The sequence below is a fragment of the Mucilaginibacter sp. genome, assembly GCF_035492695.1.
GTDB lineage: Bacteria > Bacteroidota > Bacteroidia > Sphingobacteriales > Sphingobacteriaceae > Mucilaginibacter.
In genome coordinates, this window is sequence record NZ_DATJJC010000020.1 from 86,108 (window position 1) to 110,925 (window position 24,818).

The 24,818-nt window shown below is 44.8% G+C and carries 19 protein-coding genes; 8 read left to right on the forward strand and 11 right to left on the reverse strand.

Annotated elements, in window-relative coordinates; all coding sequences use genetic code 11:
• Nucleotides 1-160: 160 nt before the first annotated feature.
• Nucleotides 161-2,062 carry a PAS domain-containing sensor histidine kinase gene (locus VL525_RS13315; protein WP_325387358.1) on the reverse strand — a complete coding sequence of 634 codons (1,902 nt, stop codon included), beginning with the start codon at nucleotides 2,060-2,062 and terminating at the stop codon, nucleotides 161-163.
• 245 nt (nucleotides 2,063-2,307) lie between these two features.
• On the opposite strand from VL525_RS13315, the gene VL525_RS13320 reads away from it, so the two are divergent.
• Entirely contained in the window at nucleotides 2,308-2,685 is a 378-nt protein-coding gene (locus tag VL525_RS13320) for a response regulator (protein ID WP_325387360.1), read from the forward strand.
• A gap of 54 nt (nucleotides 2,686-2,739) precedes the next feature.
• Here VL525_RS13320 and VL525_RS13325 read toward each other — a convergent pair whose 3' ends face one another.
• Together VL525_RS13325 and VL525_RS13330 are read right to left on the reverse strand one after the other, a co-directional pair.
• Nucleotides 2,740-5,658, reverse strand: coding sequence for an outer membrane beta-barrel protein (locus tag VL525_RS13325; protein ID WP_325387362.1), 2,919 nt, complete (start codon nucleotides 5,656-5,658; stop codon nucleotides 2,740-2,742).
• A gap of 165 nt (nucleotides 5,659-5,823) precedes the next feature.
• Nucleotides 5,824-6,744, reverse strand: a complete 921-nt coding sequence (locus tag VL525_RS13330) for a hypothetical protein (RefSeq protein WP_325387364.1) — start codon at nucleotides 6,742-6,744, stop codon at nucleotides 5,824-5,826.
• A 219-nt stretch (nucleotides 6,745-6,963) separates the two neighbouring features.
• Here VL525_RS13330 and VL525_RS13335 point away from each other — a divergent pair, with 219 nt between their 5' ends.
• Entirely contained in the window at nucleotides 6,964-7,227 is a 264-nt protein-coding gene (locus tag VL525_RS13335; RefSeq protein WP_325387366.1) for a hypothetical protein, read from the forward strand.
• Nucleotides 7,228-7,295: 68 nt separating this feature from the next.
• Here the strand turns inward: VL525_RS13335 and VL525_RS13340 are convergent, their stop codons facing one another.
• Nucleotides 7,296-8,546 (reverse strand): aspartyl protease family protein, encoded by a 1,251-nt coding sequence (locus VL525_RS13340; RefSeq protein WP_325387368.1) that lies wholly within the window; start codon nucleotides 8,544-8,546, stop codon nucleotides 7,296-7,298.
• 85 nt (nucleotides 8,547-8,631) lie between these two features.
• Between VL525_RS13340 and VL525_RS13345 the strand changes: the two genes are divergently transcribed.
• Nucleotides 8,632-9,927, forward strand: a complete 1,296-nt coding sequence (locus VL525_RS13345) for a D-alanyl-D-alanine carboxypeptidase/D-alanyl-D-alanine-endopeptidase (RefSeq protein ID WP_325387370.1) — start codon at nucleotides 8,632-8,634, stop codon at nucleotides 9,925-9,927.
• Here the strand turns inward: VL525_RS13345 and VL525_RS13350 are convergent, their stop codons facing one another.
• The 5 genes from VL525_RS13350 to VL525_RS13370 form a co-directional block, all read right to left on the reverse strand.
• Nucleotides 9,928-10,923 carry a YihY/virulence factor BrkB family protein gene (locus tag VL525_RS13350; RefSeq protein ID WP_325387373.1) on the reverse strand — a complete coding sequence of 332 codons (996 nt, stop codon included), beginning with the start codon at nucleotides 10,921-10,923 and terminating at the stop codon, nucleotides 9,928-9,930.
• 317 nt (nucleotides 10,924-11,240) lie between these two features.
• On the reverse strand, nucleotides 11,241-12,791 hold the full coding sequence (locus VL525_RS13355) for a DHA2 family efflux MFS transporter permease subunit (RefSeq protein ID WP_325387376.1): 1,551 nt from the start codon (nucleotides 12,789-12,791) through the stop codon (nucleotides 11,241-11,243).
• Between the two features lie 5 nt (nucleotides 12,792-12,796).
• Nucleotides 12,797-13,849, reverse strand: a complete 1,053-nt coding sequence (locus VL525_RS13360; protein WP_325387378.1) for an HlyD family secretion protein — start codon at nucleotides 13,847-13,849, stop codon at nucleotides 12,797-12,799.
• A 13-nt stretch (nucleotides 13,850-13,862) separates the two neighbouring features.
• A complete protein-coding gene (locus VL525_RS13365; protein WP_325387380.1) occupies nucleotides 13,863-15,185 on the reverse strand; it encodes a TolC family protein in 1,323 nt (440 codons plus the stop codon).
• Between the two features lie 28 nt (nucleotides 15,186-15,213).
• Nucleotides 15,214-15,864, reverse strand: a complete 651-nt coding sequence (locus tag VL525_RS13370; protein ID WP_325387384.1) for a TetR/AcrR family transcriptional regulator — start codon at nucleotides 15,862-15,864, stop codon at nucleotides 15,214-15,216.
• A gap of 198 nt (nucleotides 15,865-16,062) precedes the next feature.
• Here VL525_RS13370 and VL525_RS13375 point away from each other — a divergent pair, with 198 nt between their 5' ends.
• The 3 genes from VL525_RS13375 to VL525_RS13385 all read left to right on the forward strand — a co-directional run bounded on the left by VL525_RS13375 (nucleotide 16,063) and on the right by VL525_RS13385 (nucleotide 20,710).
• On the forward strand, nucleotides 16,063-18,528 hold the full coding sequence (locus VL525_RS13375; protein ID WP_325387386.1) for a PIG-L family deacetylase: 2,466 nt from the start codon (nucleotides 16,063-16,065) through the stop codon (nucleotides 18,526-18,528).
• An 84-nt stretch (nucleotides 18,529-18,612) separates the two neighbouring features.
• Nucleotides 18,613-18,807, forward strand: a complete 195-nt coding sequence (locus VL525_RS13380) for a hypothetical protein (RefSeq protein ID WP_325387388.1) — start codon at nucleotides 18,613-18,615, stop codon at nucleotides 18,805-18,807.
• 193 nt (nucleotides 18,808-19,000) lie between these two features.
• Complete coding sequence (locus tag VL525_RS13385) at nucleotides 19,001-20,710, forward strand: sodium:solute symporter (protein ID WP_325387391.1); 1,710 nt, start codon at nucleotides 19,001-19,003, stop codon at nucleotides 20,708-20,710.
• 5 nt (nucleotides 20,711-20,715) lie between these two features.
• Here the strand turns inward: VL525_RS13385 and VL525_RS13390 are convergent, their stop codons facing one another.
• Nucleotides 20,716-22,026, reverse strand: a complete 1,311-nt coding sequence (locus VL525_RS13390; protein ID WP_325387393.1) for an MGH1-like glycoside hydrolase domain-containing protein — start codon at nucleotides 22,024-22,026, stop codon at nucleotides 20,716-20,718.
• A 1-nt stretch (nucleotide 22,027) separates the two neighbouring features.
• Entirely contained in the window at nucleotides 22,028-22,873 is an 846-nt protein-coding gene (locus tag VL525_RS13395) for a DUF2911 domain-containing protein (protein WP_325387395.1), read from the reverse strand.
• A gap of 88 nt (nucleotides 22,874-22,961) precedes the next feature.
• On the opposite strand from VL525_RS13395, the gene VL525_RS13400 reads away from it, so the two are divergent.
• Entirely contained in the window at nucleotides 22,962-23,345 is a 384-nt protein-coding gene (locus tag VL525_RS13400) for an HYC_CC_PP family protein (RefSeq protein ID WP_325387397.1), read from the forward strand.
• Between the two features lie 83 nt (nucleotides 23,346-23,428).
• Nucleotides 23,429-24,790: a hypothetical protein gene (locus VL525_RS13405; protein WP_325387400.1), complete on the forward strand. Its 1,362-nt coding sequence runs from the start codon at nucleotides 23,429-23,431 to the stop codon at nucleotides 24,788-24,790.
• Nucleotides 24,791-24,818: the final 28 nt, after the last annotated feature.

The window sequence follows — 24,818 nt, forward strand, 5'->3', positions numbered from 1 at the left end:
AAGACAATATAAAAAATCAACACGTCAAAGAACGATGCAGCTGTTTTCACAAACGGCTTTCTGATCAGCATAAAAAGCAAGAGGCTACCTGAAGGGAATAAACAAATTTAAGACATAATCTTTGTTAATGTGGTGACAGGGTTTCGTCACTACATAGTTTTTAAGCCGGTAGTTGAATAATAAACTCGCACCCTTCACCAGGTTTGCTTTTAACCCGGATGGTGCCTCCCAGGGCTTCAACCTGGGTTTTCACCATAAAAAGTCCCATGCCTTTTCCTTCTACGGTGTTATCAAAGCGTTTATAAAGACCAAATAGCTGCAAGCCGTATTTTTCGAGATCGATCCCCTTGCCGTTATCTTTAAAACGGAGCTCGATCTTATTTTTCAACCGGTGGCTTTTGACGGTTATTATTGGAGCGATGCCAGGCTTATGATATTTGATACTGTTGGATGCCAGGTTGTAAAATATGCTGTACAGGTAACGTCGAATACTGAATATCGATTCAGCCTCGTCAAAAAGGCATCGAAATTGAACATGCTCATTTACGATGACATTGTAAATACTGGTCCTGATGGTATCCATCAGTTCGCGGAAACAGATCACTTCCTTTTTTTCGTTTACCAGCTCACGGGCCTGCAAAACCTGGTTTAGATCTTTTATTACCGTGTCCATGTTTTTTATAGCATGTGATACTTTGTCAACCACTTCTTTTCTTGCGGCCGCGTCCTGTTCATTTTCTTTCAGCATATCGGCAAGCGCAATAATATTGGCTACCGGCGCCCTTAAATTGTGTGAAATTATATAAGTGAATTGTTCAAGGTCCTTATTATGCTGTATAAGGTCTGCAGTTATCCGCTCGCGCTCTAGTGTAGCTTGCTTTGCTTCTGTAATGTCCTTGTTGGCCAGTATAAATCCCCAGTTTTTGCCATATTCGTCTTTAACATTCAGCCAGCGCACGTCGTTCCATTGTACCGATCCGCCTTCCCGGGTATAATTTAATTCATAGTTTGCGGTTTCCCCCCGGCTTACTCTTTCCAGTATTTCTGAAATAAAAGGCCATCTATCATCAGAAAAATATGCTTTTACAGACTCGTTTATAACCAGGGGCTTCCTGTTTTGCGCCGTCGAATATTTCTGAGCGAGCGCATTAAACGACATAATGACAAGGTCGGTATTGAATAATACGTAAGCCGTGTCGGTGTTATCAAAAATCGTTCGCAGGTTGGCTTCCGACTTTTTTAGCGCTTGTTCATCTGCTTTTCGCTGGGTAATGTCGGTAACCATTGCCAGGGCGCCCTTGTACTTACCGTTTTCGTCAAATATAGGATTGGCCGAAATGTTAGCCCAGACATCGCGGCCATCTTTGGTTTGGTATCGTACATCGAGGTTTTCTTTCGAGCCCTTTCTTCGGCGTTCCATGCAGGCTATAGCATATTCCCGCCCCTCATCATCCATAAAATCGTAAAGCCCCTTCCCCATCATTTCTTCCGGCTGATAACCTAAAATATCGGCCATTTTTTTATTCACGAAATTGGTCCGTTCATTTTCATCAATGGTCCAGATTCCTTCCTGGGCGGTTTCCACTATTTGCCGGTAGCGGCTTTCGCTTTGCCGGTGTTTTTCTTCTGCATCCCGGCGTGGCGTAATATCCCTCGTTACGCCGTCGATCCGGATCAATCTGCCGGTATCATCGAGCATGGGCACAACCTTATTCTCGACCCAGCAGATGCTTTTATCTTTGCGTATGATGCGATACTCATTACTTACCTTTTCACCGCGCCTGAGTATCGGGTCTTCACTATCAATAATATGCCGGTCGTCGGGATGAACAAGACCGAACCAAAACAACGGATCGGCAAGAAAATCAGCTTGTTTATATCCAAATAGCTTTTCGCAGGCATTGGATATCTGCATTACCCTCATATCAACCATATCAACTGTGAAGAAAACCTCGTCGAGGGCATTAAAGAAGGAGATCATTTCAGGATATATGCTGCCCTTAAAAGCCTGGGGTGCTGTGGCTGCATCGTAATTATCGTTGTCTGTCGTCCTATTAGCCACCGCTTGAACAGTTATTATTATTAAAAATAATTAATACACTTTGCAGAATGCAGAAGATTTATAAAGTTTATAAATAACAGTCAGCGAGAGTAAGCCGGTGACAAATAACAACGATCTGTAAAACGTTATGATTAAGTTCTTTACAACGTTATTCAGGTTTTATAAATATACGTGTTTGATTTATTTAAAAAAAATGAAACATTTGCAGTTAATACGTGTATAAACTACATCTAGGCCCTTCCTTAATGAACAACAGAACCAATAAGAAAGTCATCATTTTTGATGACGACGAGGATATACTATCGATATGTACCTACGTATTGGAAGAACGCGGATGGGAAGTCCATACGTTTACCAATTGTAATGCGGTTACCCAAAAAGTGGCTCAAATAGGGCCGGATGTTATCTTGATGGATAATCGGATACCTGATGCAGGCGGTATCGAGGCCACCCAAAAATTAAAAAGTAACGATTCTTTAAAAAATATACCGGTAATTTATTTTTCGGCAGATAGTGATATTCAGTCGCTGGCCGCCCATGCGGGGGCTGAAGCCTTCCTGGCCAAACCGTTCGACTTATATGATATGGAGAAAGTCATCGACAGGACGATAAAAGGTCAATAACACAAAAGCCTTTCTTACTTCAGGGAAGACTTTTATATCAGGTTTAAAATAACTTTAATCGGTACCCGGCCCCCCGCCGTTGCCCCTGCGTCCGCCGCCGTTTCTAAACCCTCTTTCAAAATTTTGAGTTGGAGCCTTGCCCGCAAATTTTTGGAGTCGCAGGGTAAATGTTGCCAGGTAGTAACGGGACAGCCTGTTTACATGTGATTCGGTAAATGAGCTGGCAGTTGTTGATGATGAAAAACCTGTATTTTGATTGAAAAGGTCGAACGCAGCAAGGCGTATGGTTGCCTGGTTATGTTTCAGGAACCGCCGTTCGAGATACAGGTTGACGATATTCGGGTTGGTGACTTTTACTGCTGAGCTGTAACCATAATTGATAGCCTTCGCGTAGTCATAACTAAAGGTCCAGTCTTTCAGGATATATTGTTTACCATTTAAGCCAATGTTCCATGTACGTATGTTGCCGGTGCCATTGGTGATAGAATTATCAACAGAATTATTGGTGCGATTGATGGCGTAACTGGTGAGTGCCTGCATATCCATTACGTCTGTAATATCTATCCGTATACGTGCTTGCGGGGTAAATTGCAGGTTTTTAGCTACGTTTTTTACGGTGGTAGAATCAAAGGTTGCCGGCGCAATATCGGTTAGGTAACCAACATTGTTGCTATAACCTACATTAGCGCCCAAATACAGTGTGAATTTCCTGTTATCCCAGGGCTTTCCATACAAAACCGTAGCATTGATGGTGTAGTAGCCATCGGCGTTCAAATACCTTGTAAGGAAGGTGTTCGAAAGCCTCGGATCGGGCGTATAGTTACCGGGATAAGTAATGGTGTTGGTTACTACCTGGTTATTGATCTGCTGGAAGGAAAGGTTGCTAAAAAATATATCGCCGGTAGCAAAACTAAACTTGTTATATCTTATCGAAAAGTTGTTGGTAAACTGGGGCTTCAGGTTGGGGTTGCCTGCAACCGGGTATGTTGCGTTGGACAGGTCGAGTGTTGGCTGTAACTGGGTAAAATTTGGCTGACTTGACGACCCGTTGTAATTGACTGTAAACATTTGTCCGCGCGAGAAATTGTAAACATATCTTGCGGTAGGTATAAAGTTGAACGTACTAACGTGGGTGGATGCTCCTGTTAATGGGGAATAGCCATCAAGTACCGATGGCAAAGCAGCCACGCCGATAGTGAAGTTATATTTCTTTTCGACCTTTCTAAAGTTGAGGCCGACACGATTGGTCGTAAATGTATAGTTATAGTTGGTACTAAGTGCGCTGTCGGGCAACAACGGTAGTGTTGGATCATTCAACTCCGTCGTATCGGTTTCCCTGGTGTTTATAGTTGATGAATGATTGAAGTTATAACTTAATTCAAGATAGGTAGTTTTCCCAAGAGGCTCAATATAGGACAGCGTAGTGCCTATGGTGTTGGTGCGGCTATGAACATTTATGAGCTGATAGGTTGGTACGTTCGGCACCCCGCTTATATAATCATAAGTGGGGTTTTGAAACTGATCGTTATGAGATGAACTGAAATTAATGTTGACGCTTAGATTACGCCGATGCCCGAGCCTGCGGTTATATAACGCATTAATGCCAAAGTTTGGCGATGTGGAATTACCACTGGATATGGAATTATATGCCGTGGTATCACTTCTTATGATGTTTACATTTTCATTATCGGTTGTATTGGTTTTAGCATAGGAAAAGGTAGGGGTTATTTTTAAATAATTTACCGTATCGGGTTTATACTCCATATTCCAGGTAAGCCGGTGATTGATATTCTGGTCCACTTCATTGGCAACCTGGTTTGTATTACTTGGATTTGCCTGCGAAAAATTTTGCTGAAGATTGGTGCTGGTTGTTGAAGTGGTGTTGTCGGCGAAGCTATAGCTGCCGTAAACGGATAAATGTTTCCCCCATTGGTCGCGGAAATTTGCACCGATAGAATGGGCGTCAGTGATCCCGTTTCGGGTAGTAATAAGGCTGCCGCTGGCGCCACCTCCCCGGCCGGCGTTGCCCCTGCCGCCGCCGCCACCGAAACCGCCGCCGCCCCCGGGGGAGCCAAACGAAAAGGTATTGACATTGGTGTTATTAATGCTTCCTAACAGCGCTATTTGCTGGTCGCCATTGAAACGAAAGGAATTTAATGTGCCCAGGTACCGGTTCTGATCAGGTATGCCCTGGCTGGCAGGCAGCGCATCTTCCCCGTCGCCACCGGTTGCTTGCAGGGAGTAGCCGTAGTTCCTGTCCTTACGGATAGTGATATTCATGATCTTATCAGGTTCGCCTGTTTTAATACCGGTTAGGTTCGCCTGGTCGCCATAATCATCAATTATCTGGATGTTTTCAACTATATCGGCGGGCAGGTTTTTAGTGGCGCTTTGCACATCGCCACCCATAAAATCCTTGCCGTTTATACGCACTTTGGTTATTTGCTTGCCTTGAGATGAGACATTGCCGTTTACGTCAACATCTACACCGGGTAGTTTTTTAACCAGGTCTTCCACAGGGGCATTGTCGCGCACTTTGTAGGCGCTGGCCTTGTATTCAACGGTGTCTTCTTTTAAAACTATCGGGTTAACCCCCACTATTGTGACCCCCGCAAGCGTATGAGAATCTGATTTCAGAATAATCGGATCAAGTACTGCCGGTTTGGTGTCATTGTCAAGTGCATAATGTCTTACCAGGGCTTGATACCCAAGGGAAGATAGTGTAAGCGTGAACTTTGTGCCGTTAACTGATGCAAAAACAAATTTTCCATTTCCGTCGACAACGGTCACTGTGCTGTCACCCTTATCTGATATCAGCTTTACAGTGGCTCCGGGTATGCCAAGCCTGGTGGAGTCGATAACAGTTCCATTTACCTCACGCCCGTTTTGCGCATAAGATGAGGCTGAGGTTAAAAAGATAAGAACAAGAATAGGCAAAAACGGCTTCGATATTTTATTAAAGTCGAAATTCATAAGGGTACTAAATTTTCCATTACAAAGTTTCAACATAAAAGCATCAGTTAATTAATAATCATAGCATTGTTACACGGCAGAAAAGCCAAATCATAGCATTGTTACAAAAAATAAAAGCCCTTCGGTATACCGAAGGGCTTAGCCTATAATTGTGTTAAGGTTTTATTAGTTTTTTAAATTCAGTGCTGACGCTACCTGGCTGTAGTTCTTAAAGTTAAGATGCGGGTGAGCTACGTTCAGCTGAGTAAGTGAGGTGCCTGGTATAACCACGATCTTGAAATCAAGATTAACCTGTGATGGACTCGCTTTAACGGTGATCTTACCCACAGCAATAGAAAGTATGCTGATCTGTGTACCTGCGTCGGAATAAGGAAGCGGATACCATATACCTGTTGTTCCGTTCGGCCTGAAGTACACCAATACTGTGCCCTGGTCAAGTACCGATTGATCGATAGCAGGCACGGCAATATCGGTACCTGTCACGATTACAGAAATGTTGCTTTTCAGGTAGGTATTAACCTGTGCATTACCATCGGCACCTGTTGCGCCGGTAGCACCCTGTGCCCCTGTTGCACCAGTAGCTCCGTTGGCACCTGTCGCGCCGGTAGCACCAGTAGCTCCGTTGGCACCCGTTGCGCCTGTAGCTCCGGTTGCACCGTTAGCACCTGTTGCACCAGTAGCTCCGTTGGCACCTGTTGCGCCGGTAGCTCCAGTAGCACCGTTAGCGCCTGTTGCGCCGGTAGCACCAGTTGCACCATTAGCGCCTGTTGCGCCGGTAGCTCCAGTTGCACCATTGGCGCCTGTTGAACCGGTAGCACCATTGGTGCCATTAGTTCCATTGGTTCCGTCGGTACCTGTAGCGCCGGTGGCACCTGTTGCACCTGTCGGACCAGTTGGGCCGCCTGCCGGACCTTGTGGGCCCTGCGCTCCCTGCGGACCGGTGGCACCGGTAGCGCCGGTGTTACCAGTTGCACCCGTTGCCCCTGTAGAACCTACAGGGCCGGGTGTTTTGTCTTTTTTACAACCGTTAATACTTATCAGGCATGCTAAAAGTATCAGCGGTAGTATGTGTCTAATTTGTCTCATATAGGGTACGTTAAATAAATTAATTACGCTTTCTACGTGAAGAAATTGAATAGGTTACAGTTGCATATTGGGAAATATATTTTCTTACTATTTTATTTCAATATGCGGGTTGCTTCAAATAAATGGTGTTAACCTTTGTTTATAAAATGATTATCGGCGGTAAAAACAATGGGGTAATATTTTCGTTACCTTTAATAAATCACTACCCTCATGAAAAATATGGCTAATTCGTTACACGGGCGTATCCATAATTGGATCGAAGCCATTGGCTTCAGGCTTAATTCGTCGCAAACCACACGTAACAGGAGCATCACCGTAAAGCACTACTTTTTTGAGACCTTTAATTTCTTTGAAAGGTGGGACAAAAAACATCCTGAAAGGTCGAAATTTGTGTGTTTTGATGCCTATGGGGAGAAAATCAATGTCAACTCGCTGCTCGATCTGCAAGCTGCTTTTTTTGAGAATATCAGCCAGCTTAAATAAGTTGCCGGCTAAAAAAGTCATTTGCTTATTAGGTAAACAGAAATGGTCGGCCCTGATGTGATGATGGCTTAAATCCTCCGTTTCAGGGTAAGTATCACCCTATCATATTTGTGGTCGTGGAACACTTCGATCAGCAGACTGCGCTCGTCTTTTGACTTGAAAAGATTGTCTATTTCCTCCAGCGACATTTCCGCCACGGGCTTAAAATTTATCGCCGTAATTTCATCGTCCTTAACTAACCCGACTTCATCTGCAGAAGAACCCGGCTCGACCCTGCTTACGATGATGTGTTTAAAATCGTCTCCGCCGGCATAATATTCTATGCCGCTCATGTCATGTTCAAACGGATTGCGAAAGGTGGAGTTGGGTTTAAGGTACATTGCATTATCAGGGTAGTCAAATATTACGTTAAAACGCTTAAGCAAACCAATGCCCAGGTTGCCATCCCTGGATACGGACATGTATTTTAAGGTAGTTGAATCATAATCGTTAGGAAAGGACGTGATGACCTTTTTTATTTTATACTTTCCGATATCGATCTCATCTATCCGGCTCAGAAAGCCGAAAATTGGCCCCGCCAGGCCAACACCTAAATTTGCTGCGATGAATTTTTGGGGCAGGCCGTGTTTTTTTATCATGTTTTCGAGTGAAACCGGGTGCCCTGCCCCAAGGTCGATAATCAGTTTACACTGTTGCATTAAGCCATTTGGCAAAAGGACAACTGCCTGCATGTAAGGTTTGCGCGCTTCAACAGTGATAGGTATTTTCTCGCCCCGGCGGAAAAGCCGAACATCCTTTGGGCGGTAAACAGTAAGCGTACTGTCAACGAAATTCATTTTTACTGCCAGGTTATTAAAAAACTCATATCCCAGCAACCCGTGTATTGGGATGCCTACGAAGCCCGACAGGTTAAAATGTTCGGTCCTTAGCATGGTGGCCGCTACATCATAGCTGGTTAAATCGGGTATATCTATTTTTAGCGGAGGGGTTACGTAGGCCTCAAAATCGTCACCCTCGCCCAAGCCGGCTATTCTTATCGTTCGCTTACTTTGCAGATTTATAGAGTCCACCATTTTGGGGTCGGTTATCACCATCATCCCAACACCTGTATCTAATATAAAATTAAATGGCCCCTTGTCATTTATCCTGAGCTTGATAACAACCAGGTTCCTGATGAGCCTGAAATGTATAGTGGAAGACTTGACGCCGTTATTCAGATCAAAATATTGGGCCTTTGCTGGCAGACCGGTAAAGCATATCAATGTTATCAACGCTAAAGCAGGCAGGATACAGGCCCTATGATGTATTTTGAATAACAATTTGCTTATAATTGGATAATATAAATTTATAACAAAAACTTTAGTTATAGAAATAATGGGGTTTAAGACAGCGAGAATAGTGTTAATGGCATGTTTTTCTATAGCCGTTTGTTCATGTGCTTACAAGGGCACTATCAGGAAGCGAAAAATTGAAAAGCTGTTTACCCGATCAGCGATAAGTAACGATCATTTTACCGGGTTTGCCCTGTACGATATGGATGTGAAAAAAATGGTGTTTGAACTAAATTCTGACAAGTATTTTACGCCCGCGTCCAACACCAAGCTTTTTACATTTTACACTTGCCTGCGCATGCTTGGCGATTCTATCCCCGCATTTAGATATTCGCAGGGGAGTGACTCACTGATATTTTGGGGGACCGGTGATCCATCCTTTCTTCAAACGGGGCTTAAAGCCACAAACGGGTACTATTTTCTTAAGAAAACTGAGAAAAAACTCTTCTTCTCATCAGGTTTTTACCAAAATGATTTCTATGGCTCAGGATGGGCCTGGGACGACTATAACGATTATTACCAGGCAGAAATAACTGAATTCCCGATAGAAGATAATGTTGCGGTATTGTCGTCGGATAAAGCTGGCAGGTTGCAGATAAGCCCCGCCGGCTTAAGCATGTACCTTAAATGCGACAGTAGCTATAAACCTTCATCATTCCGGGTACGACGCGATTTTTTGAGTAACACATTCGTATACCCTGCTATGCCGGTACCTGTTGATTTTCACCAGGAGATACCGTGGAAAACAAGTACTGATCTGACGGTTTCGTTACTACAGGATACTTTGAAAAAGCCGGTATATGAAGTACACATGCCAATGCCGGATAGTGCAAAAACGATTTACGATGCCAATGCTGACACGGTTTACAGGCACATGCTGCAACCAAGTGATAACTTTATTGCCGAACAGTTGTTGCTGGTTTGCTCGTCGGTGAAATTTAATATGCTCAACGCCGATTCTGTCATCCGATATTCAAAAGAACATTATCTTAACGACCTGCCCGATGTACCGCAATGGGTTGATGGGTCCGGCTTGTCGAGATTCAATTTATTTACCCCAAGAAGTATAGTTGTCCTGCTGTGTAAAATATCCGGCCAGATGAAGAACGATAGTTTGCTGCACAGCCTGATGCCGGCTGGCGGAGTGGCAGGTACGATAAGGAAGGCTTATCAAACAGACAACGGCGTGCCATTTGTTTGGGCCAAAACAGGTTCATTATCAAACAACCATAACCAAAGCGGCTACCTGGTAACCCGAAAGGGAAAGCGCCTCGCTTTTTCTTTTATGAACAATAATTTTACCCGCCCGAGCCGTGAGATACGCGACGAGATGGTCCGCGTCATGACCTACATCCATGAAAACTATTGATCAGGATTTTTTATTACCCGGCGCCGGTGGCTTTTGAAGGTTGCCCTGCAGGTTGGGGTTTTGCGGTGGCAATTCGTCTACCTCTAACTCTACTTCGGTTTGCTCAATATGCACGGCATATTCGGCGGGTTCTATACTGCTACCGATAGCCTCAGCATAAACCTGCGTAAATTCGGCGCCTATGTACAATATGGCAGATGTGTAGTAGATCCAAACCAGGATAATAATAAGAGAGCCTGCGGCGCCGTATGCCGAACCTTGTGCTGTATATTTCAAATACAGGCCTATAAGATACTGACCAAGCATAAAAAGCAGCGCGGTAAATATTGCTCCCGAACGTACATCGCGCCATTTGATCTTTGCGTCGGGCAGGAATTTGAAGATGATACCAAATAATACGGCTATCACAACTAAGGTGATCACGAGATTGATCAGGTCGAAAAGCGTGACGGTAATTGCGGGTAAAAAATGGGTTAAACGTTCGCTTAACGCATTAATGGCGATATTGATGATCAGGGATACCAGTAGCAAAAACCCAAGGCTTATGATCAATGAAAAAGACAGGAAACGATTTTTTAGAAATTTGAGCCAGCCCTTTTTGGGTTTTGCTTTTAGGCGCCAGATAATATTCAACGAGTCTTGTATTTCAACGAACATACTGCTGGCGCCTAATAAAAGAATAACAATGCCTGCAACAAGCGCAACCCCGGTCTTGCCGGAAAGGGCAAGATGCTTTACAATTTCCTGCAACTGAAGGGCAGCGTCCTTTCCCATAAAGTGCTGTATCTGGGCGTAAACGGTGTCATTAAAATTGTAATGGCCGAGTACAAGGCTGGTAATGGAAATAACCAGTATGATAAGCGGGGCAATAGAAAAAACAGTGTAGTATGCGAGCGACGCGCTTAACTTAAGCCCGTTATCATTAATAAAACCCATAAAAGTGGCAACGATCACTTTCCATAGGTGTTTAAAATAAACCTTACTTAATACTTTCATTTCAAGCTAATAAAGTGTTTTTTGTCGCTTTTGTTTCAAAAAACGCTAAGCCACTAAATATAATTATTTGATTTAAAGTATGTTAAAAAAAAGGAATGTTTGGATTGTTGCTTTGATTGATGGAATAGCAATATTTTCACCTAAAAATTTGGGAATATCATCTAAAATAACCTAATTTTAGGGTTTAAGAGAAACAACTTCGGGGGTACAAACTTTTTAGCGAGGAATGCGCTTTCGGAGATGATAAAACTAACTTTTAATTGTTAAATTTTTTTTTGGGGAAAGCCGTCCTGTGTAAACAGAACGGCTTTATTCTTTTAATGTGCATCGACCGGCATTTTGGCGGCGCTCTTTTTAAACGGCTGCAGGTAAAGCAGCGGTATGGAGAAAAGCATTACCAACCCCGATATTAAGTAAGCATCGTCGTAAGTAAGCAGTAACGATTGCCTGATAACAGCGCCTTCAATGGCCCGGTAAGCCATTTCCGTTGCGTCGATAGCCGATTTTCCTTTGGCCATAAAACCAGCCTCAAGCATATGCATCCGCTGAATGAAAGCATTGTTGTAAGGATTGATATTCGACAATAAATTGCTTCGGTGACCCGCCTGGCGTATGTGAATAAGCGTTGTAAGCGCGGCAATGCCAAAAGAGCCGCCTAACTGACGCATCATATTATTTAAGCCGGTTCCCTGGCCAACTTCCGGACCCTTAAGGTCGGCAATGGCTAAAACAGTCAGCGGTACAAATAATAATGCCATACCCACGCCCCTGATAAGTAAGGGCACTAAAACGTTAACTTCGCCGGTTTCGAGTGTTGACTTGCTCAGCATGTAAGTGAAAACGAAGAACAGGAACATGCCTATAGTAGCCATAAACTGTGCCGGTACGCCCTTATTAAGCATCTTGCCAATAAAAGGCATCATCACAATGGTACATAAGCCACCCGGGAACAAAAGCTCCCCGGTTTGTTGTGCTGTAAAACCTAGCAGGTTCTGACAAAATACAGGGAAAACAAACACGGAGCCATAAAGCCCGAAACCCAATATAAAAGAGGTGAACATACCAACGGCAAAACTCCGGTGCCGCATAATACCAAAATTCACTATCGGGTGATCGGTGCTCAATTCGCGCCAGATGAACAAAAAGGTGCCTAAAACTGCAGCAATGGTTAATACAAGTATATACGGCTTGGCGAACCAATCTTCAGACTCCCCCTTTTCCAATATAGTTTGTAAGCTGCCTACAGCAATAGCCAACAGTGCGATGCCCCACCAATCTATCGGTTTTCCTTTGGCATCTTTCGGCGTTTCCCGAACAAAGGTCAAAGCAAAGAACGCCGCAATGGCGCCTACCGGAATATTTACATAAAATATCCATTTCCAGGTTGTATGGTCGGTAATGTAACCGCCTATGGTTGGCCCTACAGTTGGGCCCACCACAGCGCCCAGGCCAAATAAAGCGGTCGCCGTGCCTATTTGTTCGCGCGGCCAGGTGTCAAGCAAAATAGCCTGGCCGGTTGATATTAAACCACCACCGGCAAACCCCTGGAGAATACGGAACGCAACCAGTTCGTTTAGAGAGGTTGAATTACCACACAGGAACGATGCTATTGTAAAAACTACAATGGAAGCTATAAAATAATTCTTCCGGCCGAAATAGGCTCCCAACCATCCCGACATAGGCAGTATAATTACGTTTGCTACCGCATAACCAGTCACTACCCAGGCCACATCCTCGAGGGTTGCGCCCAGATTGCCCTGGATTTTTGGCAGCGCGACATTTACTATCGTTGTATCGATCAACTCAAGCAAAGCGGCCGTTATTACCGTAATGGTAATGATCCACTTTCTAAAACCCTTTTCAGCCATTATAGTTAGTCTTTATAGATAATAGAAACGTTCACGCTCATTCCCGGGCGCAGCATGGTCAAAGTGTCCTTGCTCGCATTGATCTTTATCTTTACGGGTATGCGCTGAACTACCTTCACGAAGTTGCCGGTAGCGTTGTCAGGTGGCAGCAGCGAAAATTTAGCACCGGTTGCACCAGAAAAATTGTACACTTTTCCGTGCAGCTTCATATCCGGATAAGCGTCCACTTCAATATCAACTTTCTGGCCATTCTTCATGTTGGTTAGCTGGGTTTCTTTAAAGTTGGCGGTAATGTACACGCTGTTGTCGTTCACAATAGAGAACAGTGTTTGGCCTGGCTGCACCAATTGACCTATTTGTATGTTCTTTTTGGAGGCGATGCCGCTTGCAGGCGCTGTTATTGTAGTGTAAGAAAGCTGTAGTTTGGCGTAATCCACGTCGGCCTGGCGCTGGTTTACACCAACATTGGTTACTTTCAACTGGCTTTGGGTAGTTCCAACCTGTTCGAGGGCAGCTTTATACTGGTCCTGTGCAGCACGGTAAGTAGCTTCAGCCACATCGCGGTCCGATTTTACCTGGTCAAATTGCTGTTGGGTTACCGATCCGTCCTTCACCAGGTTGGCGTAACGCGCATAGTCTTTGTTCGCTTTCTCAAGCTTTGCAGCTGCTGATGCCACCTGGGCGCGGGCACTTGATGAATTGGCAGCCGTGGCGCTTATCTGCGATTGGCCAACGTTGACGCCGGCACTTGCGGTTTGTTTGGCGGATAGTGCCTGTTCCACGCGTACCTTATAATCGCGGTCATCCAGTTTTACCAATACCTGGCCCTTTTCAACATGACCGTTCTCTTCAAAAAATATGCTGTCCACATAGCCGCCTACGCGGGCCACTACCGGGCTTATATCGCCGTCTATCTGGGCGTCATCGGTATCAATGTGTTTGCTGTAATATATGTATTCCTTTATCCCGAATATGATACCGCCTATCAGTATAATGCCTAATATGATAGGTAATACCCTGTTCGGTTTTTTTGCTGGGGTTTCTTGTTCTTGTGCCATTTTGTGTCGTAAATTATTTGCTAAGTTTTCCGGTTGATTTTAATAATGTGTAATACGCAAGGCCCGCGTCCGCTTTGGCCAGTTCCAGGTTTATTTGTGCCTGGTACAGTAACGTTTCGGCATCAACACGGTCCGTTGCCGATGCGATATTGCTTTTGTATTTCGATTCTAATATTTTATCGTTTTCGCCTGCCTGGTCTATAGACGTTTGCAGCAGTTTTATTTTATCGAGTGAACGGGTATAATTCTGATAGCTCCTGTTCACATCGTTGCGGATGTTATCGGCGGTGATACCCTGGTTTATCACTACTTCATCGCTTTGAATCTTTGCTTCGGCAACTTTATTTTTATTGGTCCAAAGGGAAGAGAAGTTCCACGAAAGCGTTAATCCTAAAGTTACCGGCGTTATATAGCTGCCTGATTTAGGAATGGGATTGGCGTTGATATCAACATAATAACCGCTAAAGGAAGCTGCGAGCGTAGGAAGCTGGTTAGCTTTTATGCTTTTAATATTCGTTTCGGCGACTTTCGACCTTAGTTGCAGTTGCCTTACTTCCTGGCGGTTTGCCATGGCCGAATCGATATATCCGCTCAATGCGCCAACCTGGTGATCTGTCTCATTTATCTGGTCGATATTGATGATGGTGCTTTCGGGCAGGCCCAGCATAATGTTCAGGTCATAATTGATCACCCTGCGGTTGCTTTCGAGATCGATCTGTGTCGATTGGATGTTGGCGCGCTGCAGTTGGAAACGCAATACGTCGTTCTTGGTAACTAGGCCCTGGTCAAAAAACCGCTGCGACTGGTGTATCTGCTGGTCTATCGAGGTCAGGTTTTGCTGAACCACTTTCAGGCTCTGTAATACCTTGTAAAGGTTGTAATAGGAGTTGATCACATCGTAAGTGATCTCGTCCTTATCCTTGTCCGCATCGAGGCGCGCCACCTGGGTAAGCAATTCGGTGGATTGCTGGGCGTATTTGTATTTACCTCCTGCGAAGATAGCCTCGTTCAGGGACACCGTACCGAGGTAAGCATTCGCATCCTTTGGCAGGTTGAAAGCGTTATCGGGCCCAAGCTGTAAATGGTTGGCCGGTATTTCGGCACGGCTATAGCCAAAGCTTGCCTTACCTGTTGGTAAAACCTGGTCCTTAGCCTGGTTATACTGAGAAATAGCCTCGTCGATCTTTGATTGCGACAATTTCAATACCTTGCTGTTTTGAATGCCAAGTTTTATGGCTTCGTCAAGAGTTAGGGTTTTGTCCTGCGCAACGGCCGGCAGGGCCACCATTCCTGCCAGTATAGCCGCTATGGCCAGGCGAATGGCGTAGTCGATCATTGTTTTGAATGATCGCGTGTTAAGGGATTTATTTATGTGAGTTGTCATGTTCGTTCAACAAGTAGGATTTCAATAGTGTCTTTAAGTAAATCTCGATACGTGGCCTCAGCTTTTCTTCGATCACCTTTTCTTTCTGGATATCATAGCCAAGCACTTTTGATGTAAGTGCAGGCGAGTTAACGATGAAGTTTTTTGTGCCGTAAACAGTGGCGATCACCATATCTATATCAATGTCTTTTTTGAACTCGCCTTTGGTGATGCCTTCGTTTAATATTTTCCGTACCTCATCCACGTTTTTCATTAATATATCGGTGATCTGGTCGGAAAGATCGCTTTTGCGTTGCCTTGCCAATTCCTGGTACAGCAGCTTCTGGAAACAGTTGTTAGTGACAACCCGCTGCGTGTACAGTTCAATATATTTTTCAAATTTGTTCCATGCGCTGATGCTGTCGTCGCTGCCGATATTTTTCAGCAAGTCCTGGAACGAAATGATCTTGCGATTGAATACCGCCAGAAATAAACCTTCTTTGGAACCGAAGTAATAGTTCAGCATCGCCATATTTACGCCTGCCTCGCCCGATATGGTACGGGTAGACGCCCCATCAAATCCAAGCTCTGAAAATACCCTTTCAGCTACGTCGAGGATGTGATCCTTCTTATCTATCTTATCTTTATCCATTGCTTTAATGGCGACAAAATTAATCAATCGATTGATTATGTCAATAACCCATTTGTTATATTAATGTAATCATTTGATTATCACCTGCCGTAATTCAATCAAATGATTGGTTTTCAGTATAATTACCGATGTAACAGTTTTGTTTGAGATTTGAAGTACTAAAATCATCTGCCTATCTTTCGGCCTATTTTACTGACTATGAAGCGTATCCTGCTGCTTGTTATAAGCATATTTACCGTTGTTAAAGCATTCGCCCAAACCAATCCGCCTGCGGATATGGTTAGTATGGAGCAAAACCTGAAAAAGCTGGATGTATTGGGAAGTGTGTTGTATGTTGCAGCGCACCCTGACGACGAAAACACAAGATTGCTGGCCTACCTTGCACAGGAAAAACATTACCGCACAGGCTATTTATCCATGACGCGCGGCGATGGCGGCCAAAACCTGATCGGAAACGAGCAGGGCGAATTACTAGGCCTGGTGCGCACGCAGGAGCTGCTTGCCGCACGAAAAGTAGATGGCGCCGAGCAATTTTTTACGCGCGCGATAGACTTCGGCTTTTCGAAAGGGCCACAGGAAACGCTTGATTTCTGGAACAAGGAAAAAGTTTTGGGCGATGTGGTTTGGGTGATACGTAAATTCAGGCCGGATGTTATCATCTGCCGTTTCCCGACGACGGGCGAGGGCGGTCATGGCAACCATACCGCTTCTGCCATCCTGGCGCAGGAAGCCTTTGCAGCAGCAGCCGACCCCGCCCGCTACCCCGAGCAATTGAAATATGTGCAGGTGTGGCAGGCAAAACGATTGATGTGGAACACTTTTAATTTTGGCAATACCAATACGACATCGCCTGACCAGTTCAAGATCAATGTAGGGGTATATAACCCTTTGCTGGGCAAAGGTTATGGCGAACTGGCTGCCGAGAGCCGGTCGAACCATAAGACACAGGGCTTTGGGTCGGCCAGGCAGCGTGGCGATGCTTTTGAATATTTCAAAACTATTTTGGGCGATGCGCCGAAAGATGACCTGATGGACGGTGTGAATACCACCTGGAGCCGGGTTAAAGGCAGTGACGAGATAGGAAAAGCAATTGAGGCTATACAAAGGAGCTTTGACCCTGATCATCCGGATAAGTCGGTTGCATCTTTAGTAAAAATGTATGGGCTGGTAGAAAAGATAAACGACCCATACTGGCAAGATCAAAAGAAAAAAGAATTAAACGAGTTAATAGCGGCTTGTGCAGGACTTTGGTTTGAGAGTTACGCCACCAGCCAGGCTTACGCTTTGGGCGACAGCATTGATGTGCGTTCGCAAGTGTTGTGCCGTTACAATAGCCTATTAAAAATAAACACTGTTGACGGGACCCAATTTGAGAATGGGGGCAAATTAATTCCGGCGAATGAAGTGCAAACTTTTACCAGCAAAGTGCTGGCTTCGAAGATAACGCAGCCTTACTGGCTGCGCCAAACACATGGTGTTGGTTCATATACCATTACCGACGACCAGATGGTAGGGAGCCCGGAAAATCCCGACCTACCAGCCATTAGATATACTTTTACAATTGAAGGAAAAGTTTTTGATCTCGATAGGCAACTGGTCTATAAATATGTTGATCCCGCAAAAGGCGAAATATATCAGCCGGTTGAAATTACGCCCCCGGTAACTGCCAATATCGGGAACAGGGTATATATTTTCAATTCTCAACAGCCACAAACGGTGGAGCTGAAAATGAAAAGCTTTAAAAATGCGGCCGCGGGAACGATAAAACTAACCGCCCCGGTAGGCTGGAAAATAAGCCCGGAAAGTGTCAATTTCAGCAATAAAAACAAGGGCGACGAATGGGAGCAGAATTTTACAATAATCCCATCGGCAAGCAAATCACAAACAGGTGTGCTTGAGGCTGAAGTAAGCACAGGTAACGATGGAAAAGTTTTTAACAATAGTATCCTGTCTATAAACTACAGCCATATTCCTAATATTACCCTGTTCCCTCCTGCGCAGGCCAAACTACTACAGCTCGACCTTAAGATTACCGGCAAAAAGATAGGCTACATTAACGGCGCCGGCGATTTGGTGCCAGATGCTTTGAAGCAGGTGGGTTATGATGTACACGAGCTTGGCGAGAACGAAATATTGAACGGCGACCTGTCGGTTTATGATGCTATAGTAGTTGGTGTGCGCGCCTATAATGTGGATAAGCGCCTGGCTATTGATCAGCCTAAGCTATTGGATTATGTAAAGAATGGCGGAAACCTGCTGGTGCAGTATAATAATAGCAGCGGCTTAGTGACCAAAGAGATAGGCCCTTATCCGTTCAAGGTAGTAAATGAGCGCGTTACTGATGAGAATGCCAAAATAACGATACTTGACCCTAACAACGCCGTTTTAAATTATCCTAACAAGATCAACCAGTCGGATTTTGACGGATGGATACAGGAGCGAGGTTTGTATTTCACTAAGGATGCCGACCCGCAATATCAGAAGGTTTTGCAAATGGCAGATCCGGGTGAAGGACCTAAGGACGGTGCGCTGATAACCACGCAATACGGCAAAGGGCGTTTTATTTACACCTCGCTTGCATTTTTCAGGCAATTGCCGGCTGGTGTGCCGGGAGCATATAGATTGTTTATCAATATGCTGAGTAAACCGAAGACAAATCCATAACACACGAGGAAATAATTTTAAAGAATAACCTCTTGCTACACATAGCAGAAACAATTACTTTTGCACAGTTGTAATAAAAATATCATGGCACATCATCAATCGGCAGAGAAAGAAAAAAATATCGATTCATTGTATTACGTGGTTGCATTAGCTTGCGGCTTATTTTTAGGGCTTGTGATTGATAACGGAATTGGATGGATCATCACATGCGGAATTATATTCCTGTTATTTGCTGGTCTGTTCCTGCAGGTATTTGTACGCGGCCGTGAACAACGCTGATCCGGATCTTCCCTCCTTTATAAAAAACTGGAACCAGTTTTACGGTATTGTTATCGTATGGCTGGTTTTTTTGATTTTGGTATTTTGGCTCATCACTGTGTCATTTAAATAGGCATTGTTCCAAATTTCCTTTAAATTGCCAAAAAACTGTTGATATTCACCGCAGTCATTTCAACCTTTTTGCCTGAATTATATGAGTTTAACCGACTGGATAGTACTGGGGGTTACGATATTGGGTATCGTGATTTACGGTATTTGGAAAAGCGGTAAAAATCAAAACATCGACCAGTACCTGATGGGCAGCCGGTCGATGCCGTGGTACACGGTTGGATTGTCGGTAATGGCTACGCAAGCCAGCGCCATCACCTTTTTATCGGCACCGGGCCAGGCATATTCAGACGGGATGCGTTTTGTGCAGTTCTATTTCGGGCTGCCGCTGGCCATGATCGTGCTTTGTATCACCTTCGTCCCTATTTTCAGTAAGCTAAAGGTTTACACCGCTTATGAGTTCCTCGAACAACGCTTCGACCTAAAAACCCGTGCGCTTACAGCTTTCCTTTTTCTCGTCCAGCGGGGGTTGTCAACAGGCATAACTATTTATGCGCCGTCCATTATTCTGTCAACCATATTGAATATCAATACGGTTTACACCACGCTTTTTATAGGCGGACTGGTAATATTTTACACTGTTTACGGCGGCACGAAGGCTGTATCTTATACGCAATTGCTGCAAATGAGCATTATATTTTTAGGGATGTTCGCTGCAGGGGCGCTGGTGGTTAGCTTGTTACCGCATGGCGTGGGCTTTACAAAAGCGTTGCGCCTGGCAGGCAAACTTGGCAGGATGAATGTCATCGACTGGAAATTTGACCTCAATAACCGGTATACTGTTTGGAGCGGGATAATTGGCGGATTCTTTTTGCAGCTATCCTATTTCGGTACCGACCAAAGCCAGGTGGGCCGTTATTTGACAGGCAGCTCAGTAGGCCAAAGCAGGCTGGGTTTGATCATGAACGGCCTCATTAAAATACCTATGCAATTTTTGATATTGCTGATAGGCGTGCTGGTTTTTGCGTTTTATCAGTTTCACCAGCCCCCCATGTTTTTTAATCAATATGAGGTAAAACAAGTTAAGGCCAGCAGATACGGCGCCGAATATATCGGCCTGGAAAAACAGTATTCGGTCGCTTTTGAACAAAAAAAAGCTTCTGCTGAGAATTTTTCAACTGCTTCCGGGAATAAAGATGAAGCTAAAATAAGCGTGGCGGGTGCAGCCCTGAAAGAAGCCGATGCGCAACAAAAGGTTATAAGAAATAAGGCGATAGCCCTGATAAAAAAGAACAATGGCAAGGCCGATACAGATACCAACTATGTGTTCCTCAACTTTGTGACGCACTTTTTACCGCGGGGACTTATTGGTTTGCTCATCGCCATCGTTTTCCTGGCATCAATGGGGTCTACTGCCAGCGCACTTAATTCGCTTGCATCGACAACGGTGGTTGATATTTATAAACGTATCATCAATCCAAACGCTTCCGATAAAGCTTACCTGGATGCTTCGCGGTTGGCGACTATTTTCTGGGGGCTGGTTTGTATCGGGATGGCCTTATATGCAGGCAAAATGGGGAACTTGCTTGAGGCAGTGAACCAATTGGGTTCCTACATTTATGGGACGATACTCGGAGTTTTTGTTGTCGCTTTTTACCTGAAAAAAATTCGCGGATCGTCGGTGTTCATAGCCGCTGTCATTTCGGAGGGTATCATCATTGTGCTGGGTCTTACCAACGCGATTGCCTACTTGTGGTTGAATGCCATAGGCTGTTTCCTGGTGATCATTCTTGCAGGATCGATCAACTTGATAACATCGCCCAAAACCCAGGCTTCGGGAAACGCTTCTGAATAAGCAGGCTAACCTTTTTTAATAAATTCGTGATAAATGCTGATCGGTACAACAGCTGTCCATCCGCAGAAATTTGGCTTGGCAGGCACGCCAGTTGTTAAGGCATCAGGTGCGTAATCCTCCCAAAAGGTTTTGGTTTTGATATATACCTGGGCCACACACCAATAGTATTTTTTTGCAAACTCGGCCGCCAATAGATCTTTCCCGGCACGCTGTAAACCTTTTATGATCATGTAATTGGTTGGCGTCCATACAGCGCCAAGCCAGTATTCGCCTTTAGAGGAGTACCCCTCTTGGTCGGCCGCCAAACTTGGCACCGGGAATTTCCGCCAGAATTTTTTTGGATCGGTTAGGGTTTTCACCAATTTGTCTACCCTTTCATTAGGTACCACGCCGGCTATCAAAGTCCAAAATCCGCCAATGTGCATTCGCCTGATCTGTTTGCCGTAGCCGAGATCGTAATAATAACCATCCTCTTCGTTCCAGCAATGTTTATTTATCGCTTCTTTAGTTTCGGTATGAAACTTTTGATAGCCGGCGATGTCACTTTTCTGACCGGTTATGCCTGCTATTTCGACCAGGTTATAGGCGAAGAGCGCCATTTGGGCAGTCATATCAACCGAGCGACCCTGTTTGTTCCAAACGGAACTTAAGCTACCGATATAAGGGTCAGCTACTGCGCTGGTTTTTATTTTTAAGCCTTTACCATCGTCTTTCCATCCTTCAGGATAGCGCGGGATATTATCCATACCAGAGCCTAAGGCGTCGCTTATGAACAAATGGTCATCCATGCGATAGCTTTTCACCAGGAATTCAAAAAATTTCCTAAGGTGAGGATAAACTTTTTTCAGCCTTTTTGCATCCTTAAATTGGCTGTAAAGCTCCATTTCGGCGAAGGCAAACAGGGGAGGATTGATGCTTACCGGGTGCTCCCTGGGCCACATGGCTTTCCCCTCGCGGGTATATTCACGACAGATAAATCCGTCAGGCTCCTGCAAATTATAAAAATTGTCCAGCGCGTTTGCTGCAGGCAATTTGTCGGGATGATATTTGGCATAACAGGCCATAAAACAGGTATCCCACAAAAATATGTGCCCGTTGAAAGCTGCATCCAGGTACGGCTTTTTGAAAACCGGGTCATTAGGGCCGCCTCGTATATTCTTCCTGGCTATCCTTAGCGCTGCCTGGTACATTTCATCCTGCAGCTTAACCGGCACATCCCACTTATTGGCAATAAACGCAGCCCTGGCTGCTGCAGGTAACAGCGCATAGCCCGATGCTAAAGCAACTTGTGTAAGGAAGCCGCGGCGACTTTTCATCCTACTTTGAAGCCTGGTCGGCGACACCCTGGTTCAGGCGCATGTATTCGGGATCATTATCCGCTTTTGCCAGTTTCACACCCTCCTGGGCTGTTTTCAATGCTCCTGCTTTGTCGCCCATTTTTAGTTGGATGCGTGCTTTCCAAACCTTATAAAAAGCCGATTGCGGATGTTCTTTTTCGGCAGTGCTTATCCATTCCAGCGCCTTGGTCAGGTCTTTGTTGTTTTCGTAATAATACAAAGCTGCGTCAAAATACGGCTTCTTATCGTTGTTCATTACATCGTCGATATTGGCCATGATCTTCGAGTCGACCTCCGTGGTGATAGGAAAAGAGAAAGAAATATTTTCCCAGCGCATTTCCAGGTCACACTTTGTCCGGTCGACATTGTTAAACTGGAAGGTCAGCGTTTCAAGCGGGTCGGCATATTTCATCGTTTTTACCTTAAAACGCAGAATATCGTCCGTTTGCTTATAAGTATAGGCACCCCATTGATTCGCGGTTTTGTTCAGGATGACCGTCCATTCATTTGGGTCGGGAATAGAGAACAGGCCGTACTCACCTGCGGGAATTTTGGTGCCATTGATGATCACGTCGTCACTAAATTTGATAATAGTGGCTGCATTGGCACCGGTGCGCCATACAACGCCATACGGTTCCATTCCACCGAATATCTTCCGTCCTTTTACATTCGGGCGCGAATAGGTAAGGGTAATTTTCCCCAATCCAAGGTCCTGTTCAATAGTTTGGGTCGAACTTAATTGCGGGGTTTTTAGCGCTTGCGCATGACTGCTTAACGACGCACATGCCAACAGCATGGCGGTCAAATAAATATATATTTTCTTCATAATCGGTTTTACTGCCCCTAATTTATCATTATATCATCATCAAATAAAATAACGTTAGTAATAGCAATGTAAACAAGTAACTTTGAATATGCTAAAGAGGCAGGCTGCGATAGTATTAATGATGTTGTATTTAATTACAACGTCGGGCTTTGCTTTAAACCTGCATTACTGTTTTAATCAGCTAACTTCATTTGGTATCGACTCCCCGTCGAAAGGCTGTATAAAGGAGCGGCAAACAAAAAACATGAAATGCTGCAAGGATAAACGCCTTGTGGTAAAGGTAAAGGATGCACACGAAAGCGGTTCAATATCGATCATTGAGAACATAACCTCGTTTATTTTACCTAAAATTCAATTTGCCGATATTCCCCCCGGTGTCCCCGATGCTGCTTTTTCATCATTTGTTGATCGCGGCCCACCTCCGTTTCCGGATGTTACTATTTATCTGCGGAACCGCAATTTCAGGATCTGACCATTAGAAAATCTCAATATATAACTTCTGAACCGCCATAAAAGGTTTAGGAAATTGTTGTATTTTCTAATTTTTTGATCAGTATGAAATCGTTTAAAATATTTATAATTCTTATATTAATTGTTAGCGTCGCCAGTGCGCAAAAGGACACATCCATGAAAGGCATGGATATGGGCGGTATGAAAATGGATTCATCGCGCGCGATGATGATGAACAGCCAGTATTCGCTCGACCTGCCGATGAACCGTGACGGTTCGGGTACATCATGGGTACCTGATGAGAGCCCAATGTATGGCTATATGTTCCACGGGAAGAAATGGATGACCATGATACACGGCGACATTTTTATCCGCTATAATAACCAGGATGTCTTCAAATCAGGCAGTCGGGGCGGCAGCAAGTTTGACGCGCCGAGCATGATCATGCTGATGACGCAGCGGCCTGTTGGTAAAAACGGCCTGTTCTCCATCAATACCATGTTTTCGTTTGATCCGTTTCTTGTCGGGCCGGGAGGTTACCCGTTGCTGTTCCAGACGGGCGAATCCTATAAAGGTAACAAGCTGGTGGACCGGCAGCACCCGCATGATCTGTTTGCACAGATCAGCCCGAATTATACCCAACGTATAGCCAAAGACGCCGATCTCTCGGTGTCAATAGGTTACCCAGGCGAGCCGGCATTGGGCCCGCCGGTATTTATGCACCGGTTGTCGGGTATGAACGACCCGGATGCGCCATTGACACATCATTATTCTGATGCCACGCATATTACATTCGGCGTTGCCACTGTAGGGTTCCGTTATAAAGATGTAAAGCTGGAGGGTTCGGCATTTACCGGGCGCGAACCGGACGAGTTCCGTTACAATTTTGATAAACCAAGGTTCGATTCTTATTCTTTCAGGCTATCCTACAATCCCTCATCTGCATGGGCATTGCAGGTATCTAACGGCTGGCTGCACAGCCCCGAGGACCTTGAACCACTGCAAAATGTAGATAGGTTCACGGCCTCGGCTATCTATACCAAAACGCTTAATTACGACAGTTATATAGCAACTACCCTGATTTACGGACAAAACCATTTTTCGGATAACGGAAAGACACTGCCCTCGGTACTGCTGGAAAGCAGTTGGCAAATGCACAAAACTGCCGTTTACGGAAGATATGAATATGTAAAAAAAGATGCAGAGGAGTTAGACCTGGCGGGCACTTACCCGGCTAACCCAAACTTTACCATTAATGCGCTTACGCTGGGTATAAACCATTTGCTGGCCACTTTTGGCCAAACTAACCTGGCAGGCGGCATACAGGGCACGGTAGATATTTCACCCACACAGGTCAGGAACCTTTATGGTACCGCGCCGGTTGCCGTCGAAGTTTACCTGCGCATCAGCCCGTCTATTATGATGATGGGTCATCATAAGGATAAAATGGCCGGGATGGACATGTGATAAAGCGTCCACTTTTCAGCGTGTTGCA

Excerpts from the sequence above, each read along its gene's own strand:
- VL525_RS13320 (WP_325387360.1), top strand. The coding sequence starts at position 2,308 with ATGAACAACAGAACCAATAAGAAAGTCATCATTTTTGATGACGACGAG.
- VL525_RS13325 (WP_325387362.1), bottom strand. The coding sequence starts at position 5,658 with ATGAATTTCGACTTTAATAAAATATCGAAGCCGTTTTTGCCTATTCTT.
- VL525_RS13330 (WP_325387364.1), bottom strand. The coding sequence starts at position 6,744 with ATGAGACAAATTAGACACATACTACCGCTGATACTTTTAGCATGCCTG.
- VL525_RS13335 (WP_325387366.1), top strand. The coding sequence starts at position 6,964 with ATGGCTAATTCGTTACACGGGCGTATCCATAATTGGATCGAAGCCATT.
- VL525_RS13345 (WP_325387370.1), top strand. The coding sequence starts at position 8,632 with ATGGCATGTTTTTCTATAGCCGTTTGTTCATGTGCTTACAAGGGCACT.
- VL525_RS13350 (WP_325387373.1), bottom strand. The coding sequence starts at position 10,923 with ATGAAAGTATTAAGTAAGGTTTATTTTAAACACCTATGGAAAGTGATC.
- VL525_RS13355 (WP_325387376.1), bottom strand. The coding sequence starts at position 12,791 with ATGGCTGAAAAGGGTTTTAGAAAGTGGATCATTACCATTACGGTAATA.
- VL525_RS13360 (WP_325387378.1), bottom strand. The coding sequence starts at position 13,849 with ATGGCACAAGAACAAGAAACCCCAGCAAAAAAACCGAACAGGGTATTA.
- VL525_RS13365 (WP_325387380.1), bottom strand. The coding sequence starts at position 15,185 with ATGATCGACTACGCCATTCGCCTGGCCATAGCGGCTATACTGGCAGGA.
- VL525_RS13370 (WP_325387384.1), bottom strand. The coding sequence starts at position 15,864 with ATGGATAAAGATAAGATAGATAAGAAGGATCACATCCTCGACGTAGCT.
- VL525_RS13375 (WP_325387386.1), top strand. The coding sequence starts at position 16,063 with ATGAAGCGTATCCTGCTGCTTGTTATAAGCATATTTACCGTTGTTAAA.
- VL525_RS13380 (WP_325387388.1), top strand. The coding sequence starts at position 18,613 with ATGGCACATCATCAATCGGCAGAGAAAGAAAAAAATATCGATTCATTG.
- VL525_RS13385 (WP_325387391.1), top strand. The coding sequence starts at position 19,001 with ATGAGTTTAACCGACTGGATAGTACTGGGGGTTACGATATTGGGTATC.
- VL525_RS13390 (WP_325387393.1), bottom strand. The coding sequence starts at position 22,026 with ATGAAAAGTCGCCGCGGCTTCCTTACACAAGTTGCTTTAGCATCGGGC.
- VL525_RS13395 (WP_325387395.1), bottom strand. The coding sequence starts at position 22,873 with ATGAAGAAAATATATATTTATTTGACCGCCATGCTGTTGGCATGTGCG.
- VL525_RS13400 (WP_325387397.1), top strand. The coding sequence starts at position 22,962 with ATGCTAAAGAGGCAGGCTGCGATAGTATTAATGATGTTGTATTTAATT.
- VL525_RS13405 (WP_325387400.1), top strand. The coding sequence starts at position 23,429 with ATGAAATCGTTTAAAATATTTATAATTCTTATATTAATTGTTAGCGTC.